Origin of the sequence: Eudoraea adriatica DSM 19308, from assembly GCF_000382125.1 — a bacterium.
Classification (GTDB): domain Bacteria; phylum Bacteroidota; class Bacteroidia; order Flavobacteriales; family Flavobacteriaceae; genus Eudoraea; species Eudoraea adriatica.
The window spans coordinates 545,109-557,208 of the sequence record NZ_KB907547.1 but is presented as its reverse complement, the minus strand read 5'-3'; the positions used below and the strand labels follow the sequence as shown (position 1 = coordinate 557,208).

Genomic DNA, 12,100 nt, shown 5'->3' with positions numbered 1-12,100 from the left:
TAATAATACCGTCAGGTTCCTATAATCACCCTTTTAACTCTTTGAGAAATGCCACTTAAAACTTCATAGGAAATGGTATTTGCTCCGGCTGCAAAAGTTTCTGCGGAATGTCCTTTACCAAATAGTATGACTTCATCACCTTCATTACATTCAATATTTGACACATCAATCATGATCATATCCATGCAAACGTTTCCAATAATTGGCGCCTTCTTACCATTAATTAAAACAGATCCTTTTCCATTTCCGTATTGTCTGCCTATTCCATCGGCATGTCCAAGCGGCAGTGTTGCAGTTTTTTGGTATCCTTCAGACCTAAAAGCCCGGTTGTAACCTACGCTTTCATTCGGTTCTATGTAGTGTATTTGTGAGATTGTCGTTTTTAATGTTGCCACAGGCAGTAATTCAGAATCAAACCTGGCTTCATTTCCGTAGCCATAAAGGCCTATTCCAGTTCGCACCATTTGAAATTGCGCTTCAGGAAAATTTAATATCCCGGAGGTATTTAAAATATGCATAAAAGGATTAACTCTTAATTTGGCCGTAAATTCCTCGGCAATCTTTATAAAGCAATTTATTTGATCATTACTAAAGCTTTCCTCAGATTTGTCTTCAGACGCCGCTAAATGAGAAAATATTGATTTTATTTTCAATTCGTCCCTGTCCAAAATCGTATCTGCTATATAGTCGATATCATTTTCAGAAAACCCAAGCCTGTTAAGGCCTGTATTAAATTTTAAATGCACAGGATATGCTTTTTGCTTTTCGGCCCTGGCCGCTTTGAGGAATTCGCGGAACACCCTTGGGGAATATAGACTGGGTTCCAGGCAATATTTAATAACCATGGAATAATTCAAGGGCTGTGCATGCAAAACAAGAATTGGTGTTTTTATCCCGGCCTCCCTTAAAACCATCCCTTCGCGGGCATAGGCTACCGCCAAATAATCTACATCCATTTTCTCCAGTTTTTTTGCGATAATTACCGAATCGCTGCCATAAGCAAAGGCCTTGACAACAGCCAATAACCTTGTTGAAGGATGAAGTTTAGATTTTATATAATTGTAGTTATGTTCTAAAGCAGCCAGATCCAATTCCAATGTAGTTTCTTCAGCCCTTGGCATTAGTATCCTTTTTAGCTTGTTTAACCTCTACCGCTTCTACCTTCATATTATAAATTTTTTCTTTAAGCATAGCCTTGTAAAAAGCCGCACGACTTAAGGGCTCATACTCTTCTGTTTCGCCCAGCAGGACCAATTTATCATTGTTAGATTTTCTATAACTATAATTGGCAAGATTGCCTGTACGCGTGCAGATGGCATGAACTTTGGTTACGTATTCAGCTGTAGCCATTAAAGCAGGCATAGGCCCGAAAGGATTGCCTTTAAAATCCATATCCAGTCCTGCAACGACAACTCGTATTCCCATATTTGCCAGGTCATTGCAAACTGTGACAATTTCATCATCAAAGAACTGGGCTTCATCAATCCCAACTACATCACAGTCGTCTGCAAGAAGTCGGATATTCGCCGCCGCTGGTACCGGTGTGGAACGAATTTCATTTTCATCATGAGAGATTACCTTTTCTTCATGATATCTGGTGTCTACAATGGGCTTAAATATTTCTACTTTTTGCTTTGCAAACTGGGCTCTTTTAAGTCTGCGAATTAATTCTTCCGTTTTCCCTGAAAACATTGAGCCACAGATAACTTCTATCCAACCGAATTGTTCCTTATGATTAACAGTGTTTTCGAGAAACATTTTGTAATTTTAATCCATAATAAGGCTACAATGACCTTATCCATGATAACTAAATATAAAAGTATTAAAAAAGATAGACCTTTACTGTTTAGTCTAAATAAAAAGAAATGAAGCGAAAACTGAAAGAGGAATTAATTAAGATATCTACAGATATTATAACCTCAAAGAGTCTTGAGGAGAAGGAGATACCGCAATTATATGAAGCTGCGAGAAGTCTGTATGAGAAATTGGCTGTTCTTAAATTTATAGATGAAAAGCTAAACGATATTGAAATAGACGTATCAAAAAATGTTCTGGCAACCCGTTTTGAAAAAATGGCGAATGCTGTAATAAATGAAAATAAACTGGTTCCTGAAAATAATCCGCACGAAGAAGATATTATTACCCAGGGAATTGAAACCATTAAGGGAATGGTGTCTGAAATGCCAAATAGTGAGGACAATGACAGACTATTTGTTGAATTTGTTGCAAAGCCCCCGGGTAACCAGGCTGATAATAATAAAACCTCAGGACAAATGTCTCCGGAAATAAAGGGAGCCTCTGCGCCTAAATCCTTGAATGACAAACTTTCTAACAAGGAAATAACAGTAGGTTTAAATGACAGACTTGCTTTTGTTAAACACCTTTTCAATGATAGCACCGAAGATTTCAATAGGGTAATTTCCCAGCTTAATACCATTGATTCTCATGAACGTTCTATAGCCTTTATTGAGAATATGGTTAAGCCAGATTACAATCAGTGGTCAGGAAAAGAGGAATATGAATCCAGGTTTTATGCCCTTATAGAGCGAAGATTCACATAAATTCTAATGTGGGATTTGCCAGGATAAATTATTTGCAAATTGCTCATACTGCCTAAATAAAAAGGTAACATCACAAAATAGTGCTGACAGGTAAGTTATTTATTGTTCCAACACCTATTGGAAATTTGGAGGATATTACCTTTAGGGCGATAAAAGTTCTAAAGGAAGTAACTTTAATACTGGCTGAAGATACCCGCACAAGTAAAAAACTTTTGCAGCATTACGATATAATTACTCCAATGCAAAGCCATCATATGCATAATGAACATAAAACGGTAGATGGTATTTTGCAAAGACTTAAAAGTGGAGAACAAATTGCACTTATTTCTGATGCCGGTACTCCGGCTATTTCCGATCCGGGGTTTTTGCTATGCCGGGCCAGCATTGAACATGGAATAGAAATTGAATGTCTTCCGGGGGCCACTGCTTTTGTTCCTGCTCTCGTTATTAGTGGACTTCCCAACGACCGCTTTGTCTTTGAAGGCTTTCTGCCACTAAAAAAAGGCAGGCAAACCAGGCTGGAAGTTTTAGCAAAAGAACCCCGAACCATGGTATTCTATGAGTCGCCGCATAAGCTTCTAAAAACCTTAACACAGTTTGTAACTTATTTTGGCCCTGACAGACCAATTTCTGTATCCAGAGAACTTACCAAGATGTATGAAGAGACCCTTAGGGGTACAACATCGGAACTCCTGTCACATTTTGAAAGAATACCTCCTAAAGGAGAGTTTGTAATTGTTGTCTCGGGAAAAAAATAATCAACACCGCTTTACCATGCTGGAAAGCTTACTTATGTTTGCCTTTTTCCCATCCATATTTGCCCAAATAGAGCTCGCCACTTTCTACAGCGCCATCCTCAATAGTGGTGCCCATAGAATCATTCCAGCGGTTTAGATACCCAAAAAGAGAAATTACCCCCAGCATTTCAACAATTTCGCCCTCATTCCAATGCCTGTACAATTGACCTTTGATTTTTTCGTCAACAGCATTGGGAACCTGCGAAGCAGCAAGGGAAAAATCGAGTGCAGCACGTTCAGCTTCCGAAAAGGCAGCATGGGTTCTGTACTCCCAAATATTATCCAGTTGCTCCTGTTCTGCACCGTAACGTTCCGCGGCTCGTATGGCATGGGCCTGGCAATAGCGACAACCCGTGGCATTGCTGCTAACCCAGGCAATCATTCGTTTAAGGGCAGAAGTTACCCTTCCCTCATTGGCCATAACCGCCTTGTTTAGGTTGATAAACGCCTTGGATATCGCCGGTCTATGTTGCATAGTGAGAACAGAATTTGGGCAAAAACCAAGGGTTTCATTGAAAAATTCTGCGAGTTCTCTGGTTTGTGGATCATGATTGGGATCTAGTGGTTGTACAAGTGCCATAGTGGTCGTATTTTTGTACTCTACAAGAAACGAAAAATTATGAGCACGACAAATCAAATTACAACCAAATGGATGGGAAACATGGCCTTTGAGAGCACTAATCCTTCCGGATTGAATTTAACGATAGATGCAGGTCCCGATGCAGGGGGGGAAGGCAAAGGATTAAGGCCTAAAGCCCTTATGTTATCCGCTTTGGCAGGGTGCTCTGGTCTTGATATTGCAATGCTCATTAAGAAAATGAAGCTCGATGTGGAGGAATTCACAATAGAAACTTCTGCCAACCTAACAGACGAACATCCCAAATATTACGATGCTGTAACCATTGAGTATCACTTTTGGGGAAATAACCTCAACGAGAAAAAGTTGCAGCGGGCTATAGATCTTTCGGTTGAAAAGTATTGTGGGGTTATGGAAATGTTCAGGCAGTTTGCCAGTATTAATACTAAAACAATTTTCCATAAAGGATAATACCCCTTCTTCAGGGGGAACATATTCGTTATAATAGAAATAAAATAAGTGTTCCTGCAATCAGGTTGCACGAATTCGTTTTATCTTACAACAGATTGATAAGGAAGTACAATGCGCTGGACATTAAAACCAACACATGATGATGAGCAAGTAATGGCTTTAGCCGAAATACTTAAGGTAGATCGGATGATTGCACAATTATTGTTGCAGCGCGGGATTACTTCATACGAAGAGGCTAAAAAATTCTTTAGGCCACAACTTTCCGACCTGCATGACCCATTTCTTATGACGGATATGGAATTAGCTGTGAAGCGGATAGAAAATGCCATACAGGCAAATGAAAACATTCTTGTTTATGGAGACTATGATGTTGATGGAACCACTGCGGTAGCTTTGCTGTCATCTTATTTATTAACTCTATACCCTAATGTGGCAACTTATATTCCAGACAGATACAAGGAAGGATATGGAATATCATATTCAGGAATTGACTTTGCGGACGACAATGGTTTTACACTTATTATAGCATTGGATTGTGGCATAAAAGCAATAGAAAAAGTAACATATGCCAGCGAAAAAGGAATTGATTTCATTATCTGTGACCACCACAGGCCGGGAAAAAAAATACCGGATGCAATAGCGGTCCTTGATCCAAAAAGAGAGGATTGCAATTACCCTTATGATGAATTATGCGGGTGCGGTATTGGTTTTAAGCTTATCCAGGCCCTAAATTCAAACAGGGAATATAGTTTTGATAAACTAATTCCTTACCTGGATCTTGTGGCTACGGCTATAGGGGCAGATATTGTTCCAATTACAGGGGAAAACAGGGTATTGGCCTATTTTGGACTTGAAGTAATTAATTCAGCACCAAGAATAGGGTTTAAAGCAATAATTGATAACCTTCAAAAGAAGGAACTTACCATAACAGATGTCGTTTTTATAATTGCCCCAAGAATAAACGCAGCAGGCCGTATGAAACATGGTCAACATGCAGTTAATTTATTGACAGAGAACAATATGGAGCAGGCAGTTATATATGCTTCGGAAATTGAAGAATTCAATACTAACAGAAAGGGATTGGACAAGGAGATTACGGATGAGGCCCTTGAAATGATCCTGCAAAATAAGGAGGAAAATAGATATACTTCTGTTGTTTATAAGGACACCTGGCACAAAGGGGTTATTGGAATAGTTGCTTCAAGACTTACTGAGACTTACTACAGACCTACTTTAGTTTTTACTAAAAGCGGAGATAAACTTGCGGCATCTGCAAGGTCAGTAAGAGGTTTTGATGTTTACAATGCCTTAGAACGTTGTGCTGATTCTATTGAGCAGTTTGGGGGGCATAAATATGCGGCAGGCCTGACCATGGTTGAAGAACAATATGAAATATTTAAGTCGCAATTCGAAAGCGTAGTCGCGGAAACAATAGATCCAAATCTATTAACTCCGGAGATCATCATCGATGGGAAACTCGATTTGGATCAGATAAGTCCAAAACTTTATCGCATAATGAAACAATTTGCACCTTTTGGTCCGGGTAATATGACACCCCTTTTCATGACAGAAAATCTTAGGGATACCGGATATGCCAAAGGAGTTGGAGAAGACAGTAAACATCTGAAATTATCGGTAACTCAAAATGGTACTGGACCGGTAGGAGCCATTGGATTTAATTTAGGAAATAAGCTTTCAGTGGTTCAAAATGGAAAACCATTTAGCGCTGTGTTCTCTTTGGACGAAAATCAGTGGAATGGCAGGGTAAGCTTACAATTAAAGGTGAAGGATTTAAGATAAAGCAAGCTACTTTCCAAAAGTTTCCAGCGAGAAGTTGGTTCCATCAAATTCGCCATAGGTATAATAGGAAATCCAGTCGCCGAGATTTATGTAGGAAGAAGTTTCACTTAGTGAGATTTCAAGAGGTAAATGCCTATGGCCGAATATGAAGTAATCGGAGTGTTTTTCTATTAATTTTCTCCTGGAATATTGGACGAGCCATTCTTTATCGTTACCTAAAAAGTGAATGTCTTCCTCACCAGAGATCAATTTGTTATTAATAGAGAAATATTGAGCTAGCCTAACCCCTAAATCAGGATGCAGCCAACGGAAGCACCATTGGGCAATCCTGTTTGTGAAAAGTTTTTTCATTCGCTTGTACCCCTTATCACCGGGTCCTAATCCATCTCCGTGACCTACAAAAAAGGTGGTATTATTGATTTTGAATTGTTCGGGTTTATGGTAGACAGGAATATTGAGTTCTTTTTCAAAATACCCATTCATCCATAGATCATGATTGCCAACAAAGTAATAAATAGGAATGCCTGAGTCGGTAATTTCAGCAAGTTTACCTAAAGTTCGGGTAAATCCTTTGGGTACAACGGTTTTATACTCAAACCAGAAATCAAATAAATCTCCCAGCAGGAAAATTGCCGCAGCATCATCCTTCACCCTATCCAACCATGCAACAAATTTTTTTTCCCTGGGAAGACTTAATTCCTGTGTTGGGGCACCTAAATGGTTATCGCTGGCAAAATATACCTTTTTACCTATTGGGACAGTGATGCTTTTCATTTGGTGTAAAGATACATAAAGCAACCTAGTTATCACTGGCGTGCCATTCGGCGTATGCAGTTTCTGTTTCTCGAAGTTTTATTGAATGTAACTTTATTTCTTCTGATAAACGGGATTTGATTTTAGCTGCGAAATCTATGACCATGTTTTCACTTGTGGGCTGATAATCTGCCAGTATTACTTTGTGTCCGCGATCTTTTAACTCTTTTGCCAATTCCATATGAGGCGTATTTTTATTAAACACGGTAGCATGATCAAATGGGTCTACAATTTCTTCTTTGACTATTTTTTTTAAGTCGCCAAAATCTATTACCATTCCAAGTTTCACATTGGAGGTATCAACAATAGGCACACCAATTACGGTAACCGAAAGTTTGTAACTATGGCCATGAACATTTCTGCATTTGCCATCGTAGCCATAAAGTGCATGTCCGGTTTCAAAAGTGAACTGTTTGGTAATTCTTATTCTGTGTTTGCCTTTCATTATCTGCTTATTTCGTATTTAATCTTTACCAAGGAGTATTGAGTATTTAATAAATAATTGTACGCCCTGTACACTATTTTTTAAATTTTCTCTTGTTTCGGATTCTATTATAAAGATATATGACTACTACCAAAAGAGCGAGCATTGGAAAAAGAAGATCACCATTGAGTAACTCCAGAATTTTCATAGTATTACTTTTTGAAGCTCGTTAATATTGCCTTACTGGCCGGCATAAGTGCTAATTTGCCTGAAATCTCAGCTCTATTCGCCAATAATTGGTTCCAGGATGTTGTGCCTTCCCAAAGGATCTTTTTAATTGCTCTTAAGGCTTCCGGATTATAAGATGCCATAGCCGAATTAAAAAAGTCTAACTCTTTATCCATTTCTTTTATGGAATTATAAACTTTAGAATATAGTCCTTTTTCCAGTGCCCAATAAGCATTTTTCCATTCCTTAGGAGACATTGCTAATTCTGAAAAACCGGCTATTCCAATTTTACGTTGAACTGCAGGTGCAATGACCAGAGGAGCTATCCCTATGGAAAGTTCAGAAAGCCTGACTGCGGCAGCTTCGCAAGCGAAGACATAATCGCACGCCGCGATAAGTCCAACACCACCACCGACTGCTTTCCCCTGTATTCTGCCAATAATTGGTTGTGTACATTCTCGCATAGCATTGATGACATTGGCAAAACCACTAAAAAAGGATGTTCCTTCATCAGGGCTGGATATAGCCAGCAATTCATCATAAGAAGCGCCTGCACAAAAAGCCTTTTCTCCTTCAGATTTTAATACTATTAGTGAAACATCTTTATTGGAGGAAACTTTTCTAAGTTCATCAGTTAATCTGTCTAAAAGTTCAGTTACAAATGAATTACTGGCAGGATGGCCAAATTCTATAATGGCCGTTCTGTTTTCAATTTTGGTATAAAGACTCCCTGAGGGTCTGTTCGTGCCCATTTGGATTATTTTCTGTAAAATTAAACCTTTTGTAATAGTGGGCGAAATTTTCTGCGGAACTTCCAGATTAGGGCACCACCTCTGATTATCATCCACAAGGTTAGTGCAATCCAAATTCCCTGCAGACCAAAATCAAAGGCTTTGCCTATGTATAGCAAAGGGGCAAAACCCAAAAAAGTAGCTATCAACAAGACGTTTCTGAGAAATTTCATTTCACCCAAACCCTTAAACAAACCATCAAAAACAAAAGCAATAGAATTCATGGGGAATCCCAGGATAAGAATAAAGAAAATTGAATAGAAAGATTCCAAAACCATGGCATCATTTGAAAAAAGACGCCCTAAAGGTCTGTAGAATAAAAAACCACTAACCATTAAAAACAAACTCACCATTCCCCCATACAAAGCAATTTTTTTTGCCAACCTCCATAGGGTATTGTAATCTTTAGCTCCAAGTAACCTACCCCCCATTATATTACCTGCAGCGCCATATCCGTCAATAAAAAAAGCAGCAAATAGCCAAAGATTTATAGCTATGGTATGTGCACCGATATATCTATCGCCCAGCGCAGCTGCTTCTCGAACTGCAAGAATAAGTGCAATATTAAGTGCTATTGCACGTATAAAAAGATTAAAACTCATTATAGCCAGGCGCCCCAGCTCCCTGTGTATTGGAAATCTGGGAATTAAACTGATATTGGTTTTAAGTTGTAAGAGAATAAAGGCCATTATGGCCATAACCCCTTGTGAAATTAAGCTTGCCCAGGCAGCGCCCTCCAGGTTTAAGGCGGGAATTAAATCAGATATACCGTAAACCAGTATAAAGTCTAGTACAATGTTTAACAATGCGCCCGTAATTGCTATTAGCATGGGCCAAAATGTGTTTTGTAATCCTCTGAAAATTCCCATAACAGCAAAAACGAAAAGAGTTAAAGGAAATCCCCAAACACGAATGGAGTAATACATCACACAGAATTCTAATATTTTCCCGGAGGCATTTAATAATTCAAAAATCTCCTCTACAATGAATATTGTAGAAAGCAGAACTAAAACGCTCAGTGTTATATTAAAGAATATTGCCTGGGCAGGCAAATTCTTTACCTCATCTAGCTTTCCCGCTCCTAAATATTGAGAGATTATTGCTGATATGGCACTTCTGGTTTGGCCTAGTATCCATATCAGCATTGATAAAAAGGAACCAACAATCCCAACAGCCGCAAGTGATTCCAAACCGAATGTTTCAATGTTGCCAACAATTGCAGTATCCGTAATAGACAATACAGGTTCTGCTATCCCAGCTATGGTTGCAGGAATAGCCAGGCTATTAATTGTTTTGAGGCTAACAACAGTTTTCAAATATTAAACGGATTACAATACAAGTTCATAACAGTAGAAAGGATAATCACTTTGTTTGGGGAAATAGATATTTTCAAGTTTTTGATACCCTCGTTGTTCATAAAATTTTTGATTCCTTTTATTTTGACTAAATGTATCCAAACGTATAGAGATATACCTGTTCTCGCGCGCAAAATTTTCAGCAAAATGCATTAACTGTTGCGCATGGCCTTTACCCTGGTATTCGGGTTGTATTGCAAGTCTGTGAATATAGATATTATTTTCATTTGGTGTCAGCCATTTTACAGGTAAATATTCGTCATCCATAAAGGACGTAATGGTTATGCAGCCTATAATACTATTCTCTGATTTTAGAACAAATAACTCTTTTCTGGAAATATCTTTTTCAAAAGCCGCCCTTGATGGGTACGCCTCATTCCATTGAAATATCCCTGTTTTTTCCATTTGTTTAGCGCAGGCTTTGGTAAGTTCAAGAATGTCAGGGATTTCGAGTATCTTTGCACAGCTAATCATATATTATTTATTGAATAAGTTGTAAATTTAATTTAATAATACCAAACCTTATGAATAACATATTGGTGCCCATAGGAACTTCTCCTAATGCCCATGAGACTTTACAATATGCTATTGACTTCGCATCGGAATTTTCATCCAGGGTATATGTCATGGGTGTATTTTCAGCTAAGGCAGGTGCAGGGGATTTGAAAAATATATCAGAGAAAGTAGCGGAAAGCATTAAGAATCATGTTAAGGAAGTTATTGAAAAAGTTGATTCCAGGAACATAGATTTGAAGATAGTCACTTATAATGGTGATCTAATAGACGGACTAAAGGAAATAGACCAAGAACTTGGTATAGATCTTATTATTATTGCCCCAAGGTGCAATGATATTAAAGAAGAATTATATTTGGGGCATACAACCGGGAGAATAGTTAAAAGAACCGACATTCCCACTTTAATTGTGCCCAGAGGCACTGTTTTTAAACCAATTAAAAATATTCTAACAGCATTTAAATCCGGAATTTTAAGTCAAAGGAGGATTCTTGAGCCATTAAAAGTCATAAAGAAAAAATTTAAATCAAAGGTAAATTTACTTCTGGTGAAGACTCCGGGTTATTCAGATGAAGATCTCAAAATAAATACTTCTTTAATGGATTTGTGTTCACATTTAACAATTACGGAGAATGCTACAACCTATTTAGGGGTTTTGGAGCATTTTCAATCCACAAATCCGGATTTACTTTGTGTATTTAGAAGGAAACGGGGATTTTTTAAAAATTTATGGGAGAAAAATGCCATTCCCAAGTCTGAATTCTCTGTACGTATACCTGTCCTGGTTTTAAGTGTCAAGAAGGATTAGGGGATAAATTTATACGGAGGAATTTTGAAACTTATTCAAAAAGTAGTTCCTTTGACCTTCCTTAAAAGTCGGGGGATTAGCTCAGCTGGCTAGAGCGCTTGCATGGCATGCAAGAGGTCACCGGTTCGACTCCGGTATTCTCCACAAAACCCTCCTTCAGCTTTATGTTCGAGGGTTTTTGTTTTAATTTATGGCACTTTCTAATATTTAAGTATTTGTGTAGTAAATTATAGAAACTTCAATTGATATGAGAGATTTAACAGGCGTGGTTGCCTATATTACTGGCGGCTCCAAAGGGATAGGGTTTGGTGTGGCAAAGAAATTACTGGACTCGGGTATGAAAGTTGCCATAAGCGGCAGAAATAAAACAAGTTTGGAGGCAGCTACAAAGCAATTAGGTGCCGGACCAAACATTCTGGCCCTTTTGAGTGATGTCACAAATCTTGAAAATGAACAGAACGCTATTGCACAAATTTTGGAAAAATGGGGAAAGCTTGATGTTGTTGTGGCAAATGCCGGCGTTGGACATTTTGCGCCAATTGATGAATTATCTGAAACCAACTGGCATCAAATGATTGATACAAATCTTACCGGGGCTTTTCATACTTTGAAGGCGTCCGTTGAGGCACTAAAAATATCAAAAGGGTACTTTATAACTATTGCAAGTTTGGCCGGCACTAATTTTTTCCCCATGGGAGCCGGTTACAATGCTACAAAGTTTGGCGTTGTTGGATTTACCCAGGCGGCGATGTTAGACCTGCGTAAATATGATATTAAGGTGTCTACCATTATGCCCGGTTCAGTAGCTACTCATTTTAATAATAACGAACCTTCTCCAAAGGATGCCTGGAAAATACAACCTGAGGATATAGGTCAGCTGGTAAATGATCTGCTCAATATGCATCCAAGGACGTTGCCAAGTAAAATAGAGGTAAGACCAAGCAGACCAGATAAAAAATAG

14 protein-coding genes and 1 tRNA gene are annotated in these 12,100 nt (G+C 38.4%); 7 read left to right on the top strand and 8 right to left on the bottom strand.

All coding sequences use genetic code 11. From position 1 onward, the window contains the following. Window positions 1-11 precede the first annotated feature (11 nt). Together alr and G504_RS0106135 are read right to left on the bottom strand one after the other, a co-directional pair. Window positions 12-1,121, bottom strand: coding sequence for an alanine racemase (gene alr, locus G504_RS0106140; RefSeq protein ID WP_019669273.1), 1,110 nt, complete (start codon window positions 1,119-1,121; stop codon window positions 12-14). Then, complete coding sequence (locus G504_RS0106135) at window positions 1,108-1,758, bottom strand: thymidine kinase (protein ID WP_019669272.1); 651 nt, start codon at window positions 1,756-1,758, stop codon at window positions 1,108-1,110. The genes alr and G504_RS0106135 overlap by 14 nt, the downstream gene beginning before the upstream one ends. 107 nt (window positions 1,759-1,865) lie before the next feature. Between G504_RS0106135 and G504_RS0106130 the strand changes: the two genes are divergently transcribed. Next, a complete protein-coding gene (locus tag G504_RS0106130) occupies window positions 1,866-2,561 on the top strand; it encodes a hypothetical protein (RefSeq protein ID WP_019669271.1) in 696 nt (231 codons plus the stop codon). Window positions 2,562-2,641: 80 nt separating this feature from the next. Beyond that, window positions 2,642-3,319: a 16S rRNA (cytidine(1402)-2'-O)-methyltransferase gene (rsmI, locus tag G504_RS0106125; protein ID WP_083930699.1), complete on the top strand. Its 678-nt coding sequence runs from the start codon at window positions 2,642-2,644 to the stop codon at window positions 3,317-3,319. Between the two features lie 28 nt (window positions 3,320-3,347). Here the strand turns inward: rsmI and G504_RS0106120 are convergent, their stop codons facing one another. Continuing rightward, on the bottom strand, window positions 3,348-3,938 hold the full coding sequence (locus G504_RS0106120; RefSeq protein WP_019669269.1) for a carboxymuconolactone decarboxylase family protein: 591 nt from the start codon (window positions 3,936-3,938) through the stop codon (window positions 3,348-3,350). 39 nt (window positions 3,939-3,977) lie between these two features. Between G504_RS0106120 and G504_RS0106115 the strand changes: the two genes are divergently transcribed. Further along, window positions 3,978-4,406, top strand: coding sequence for an OsmC family protein (locus G504_RS0106115; protein ID WP_019669268.1), 429 nt, complete (start codon window positions 3,978-3,980; stop codon window positions 4,404-4,406). Between the two features lie 111 nt (window positions 4,407-4,517). Next, window positions 4,518-6,206, top strand: coding sequence for a single-stranded-DNA-specific exonuclease RecJ (gene recJ, locus G504_RS0106110; protein WP_019669267.1), 1,689 nt, complete (start codon window positions 4,518-4,520; stop codon window positions 6,204-6,206). Window positions 6,207-6,212: 6 nt separating this feature from the next. Here the strand turns inward: recJ and G504_RS0106105 are convergent, their stop codons facing one another. From G504_RS0106105 to G504_RS0106085, 5 genes are all read right to left on the bottom strand, one after another. Then, on the bottom strand, window positions 6,213-6,980 hold the full coding sequence (locus tag G504_RS0106105) for a UDP-2,3-diacylglucosamine diphosphatase (RefSeq protein WP_019669266.1): 768 nt from the start codon (window positions 6,978-6,980) through the stop codon (window positions 6,213-6,215). 25 nt (window positions 6,981-7,005) lie between these two features. Beyond that, entirely contained in the window at window positions 7,006-7,464 is a 459-nt protein-coding gene (locus G504_RS0106100; RefSeq protein ID WP_019669265.1) for a 6-pyruvoyl trahydropterin synthase family protein, read from the bottom strand. Between the two features lie 191 nt (window positions 7,465-7,655). After that, window positions 7,656-8,423 carry an enoyl-CoA hydratase/isomerase family protein gene (locus G504_RS0106095; protein ID WP_019669264.1) on the bottom strand — a complete coding sequence of 256 codons (768 nt, stop codon included), beginning with the start codon at window positions 8,421-8,423 and terminating at the stop codon, window positions 7,656-7,658. A gap of 20 nt (window positions 8,424-8,443) precedes the next feature. Then, on the bottom strand, window positions 8,444-9,778 hold the full coding sequence (locus tag G504_RS0106090) for an MATE family efflux transporter (RefSeq protein ID WP_019669263.1): 1,335 nt from the start codon (window positions 9,776-9,778) through the stop codon (window positions 8,444-8,446). A gap of 12 nt (window positions 9,779-9,790) precedes the next feature. Continuing rightward, window positions 9,791-10,291 (bottom strand): GNAT family N-acetyltransferase, encoded by a 501-nt coding sequence (locus G504_RS0106085; protein WP_019669262.1) that lies wholly within the window; start codon window positions 10,289-10,291, stop codon window positions 9,791-9,793. A 50-nt stretch (window positions 10,292-10,341) separates the two neighbouring features. Here G504_RS0106085 and G504_RS0106080 point away from each other — a divergent pair, with 50 nt between their 5' ends. The 3 genes from G504_RS0106080 to G504_RS0106070 all read left to right on the top strand — a co-directional run bounded on the left by G504_RS0106080 (window position 10,342) and on the right by G504_RS0106070 (window position 12,100). After that, window positions 10,342-11,139, top strand: a complete 798-nt coding sequence (locus G504_RS0106080; protein WP_019669261.1) for a universal stress protein — start codon at window positions 10,342-10,344, stop codon at window positions 11,137-11,139. A gap of 70 nt (window positions 11,140-11,209) precedes the next feature. After that, window positions 11,210-11,283 (top strand) — tRNA-Ala (locus G504_RS0106075). A gap of 103 nt (window positions 11,284-11,386) precedes the next feature. After that, the gene (locus tag G504_RS0106070) at window positions 11,387-12,100 is read left to right on the top strand and encodes an SDR family oxidoreductase (protein WP_019669260.1); all 714 of its coding nucleotides are present in this window, start codon (window positions 11,387-11,389) and stop codon (window positions 12,098-12,100) included.

What these genes read in the sequence shown, in the direction of transcription:
- G504_RS0106115 (WP_019669268.1), top strand. Translation starts at nt 3,978, where the DNA reads ATGAGCACGACAAATCAAATTACAACCAAATGGATGGGAAACATGGCC.
- G504_RS0106095 (WP_019669264.1), bottom strand. Translation starts at nt 8,423, where the DNA reads ATGGGCACGAACAGACCCTCAGGGAGTCTTTATACCAAAATTGAAAAC.
- G504_RS0106085 (WP_019669262.1), bottom strand. Translation starts at nt 10,291, where the DNA reads ATGATTAGCTGTGCAAAGATACTCGAAATCCCTGACATTCTTGAACTT.
- alr (WP_019669273.1), bottom strand. Translation starts at nt 1,121, where the DNA reads ATGCCAAGGGCTGAAGAAACTACATTGGAATTGGATCTGGCTGCTTTA.
- G504_RS0106080 (WP_019669261.1), top strand. Translation starts at nt 10,342, where the DNA reads ATGAATAACATATTGGTGCCCATAGGAACTTCTCCTAATGCCCATGAG.
- G504_RS0106135 (WP_019669272.1), bottom strand. Translation starts at nt 1,758, where the DNA reads ATGTTTCTCGAAAACACTGTTAATCATAAGGAACAATTCGGTTGGATA.
- G504_RS0106120 (WP_019669269.1), bottom strand. Translation starts at nt 3,938, where the DNA reads ATGGCACTTGTACAACCACTAGATCCCAATCATGATCCACAAACCAGA.
- G504_RS0106105 (WP_019669266.1), bottom strand. Translation starts at nt 6,980, where the DNA reads ATGAAAAGCATCACTGTCCCAATAGGTAAAAAGGTATATTTTGCCAGC.
- G504_RS0106130 (WP_019669271.1), top strand. Translation starts at nt 1,866, where the DNA reads ATGAAGCGAAAACTGAAAGAGGAATTAATTAAGATATCTACAGATATT.
- recJ (WP_019669267.1), top strand. Translation starts at nt 4,518, where the DNA reads ATGCGCTGGACATTAAAACCAACACATGATGATGAGCAAGTAATGGCT.
- G504_RS0106100 (WP_019669265.1), bottom strand. Translation starts at nt 7,464, where the DNA reads ATGAAAGGCAAACACAGAATAAGAATTACCAAACAGTTCACTTTTGAA.
- G504_RS0106070 (WP_019669260.1), top strand. Translation starts at nt 11,387, where the DNA reads ATGAGAGATTTAACAGGCGTGGTTGCCTATATTACTGGCGGCTCCAAA.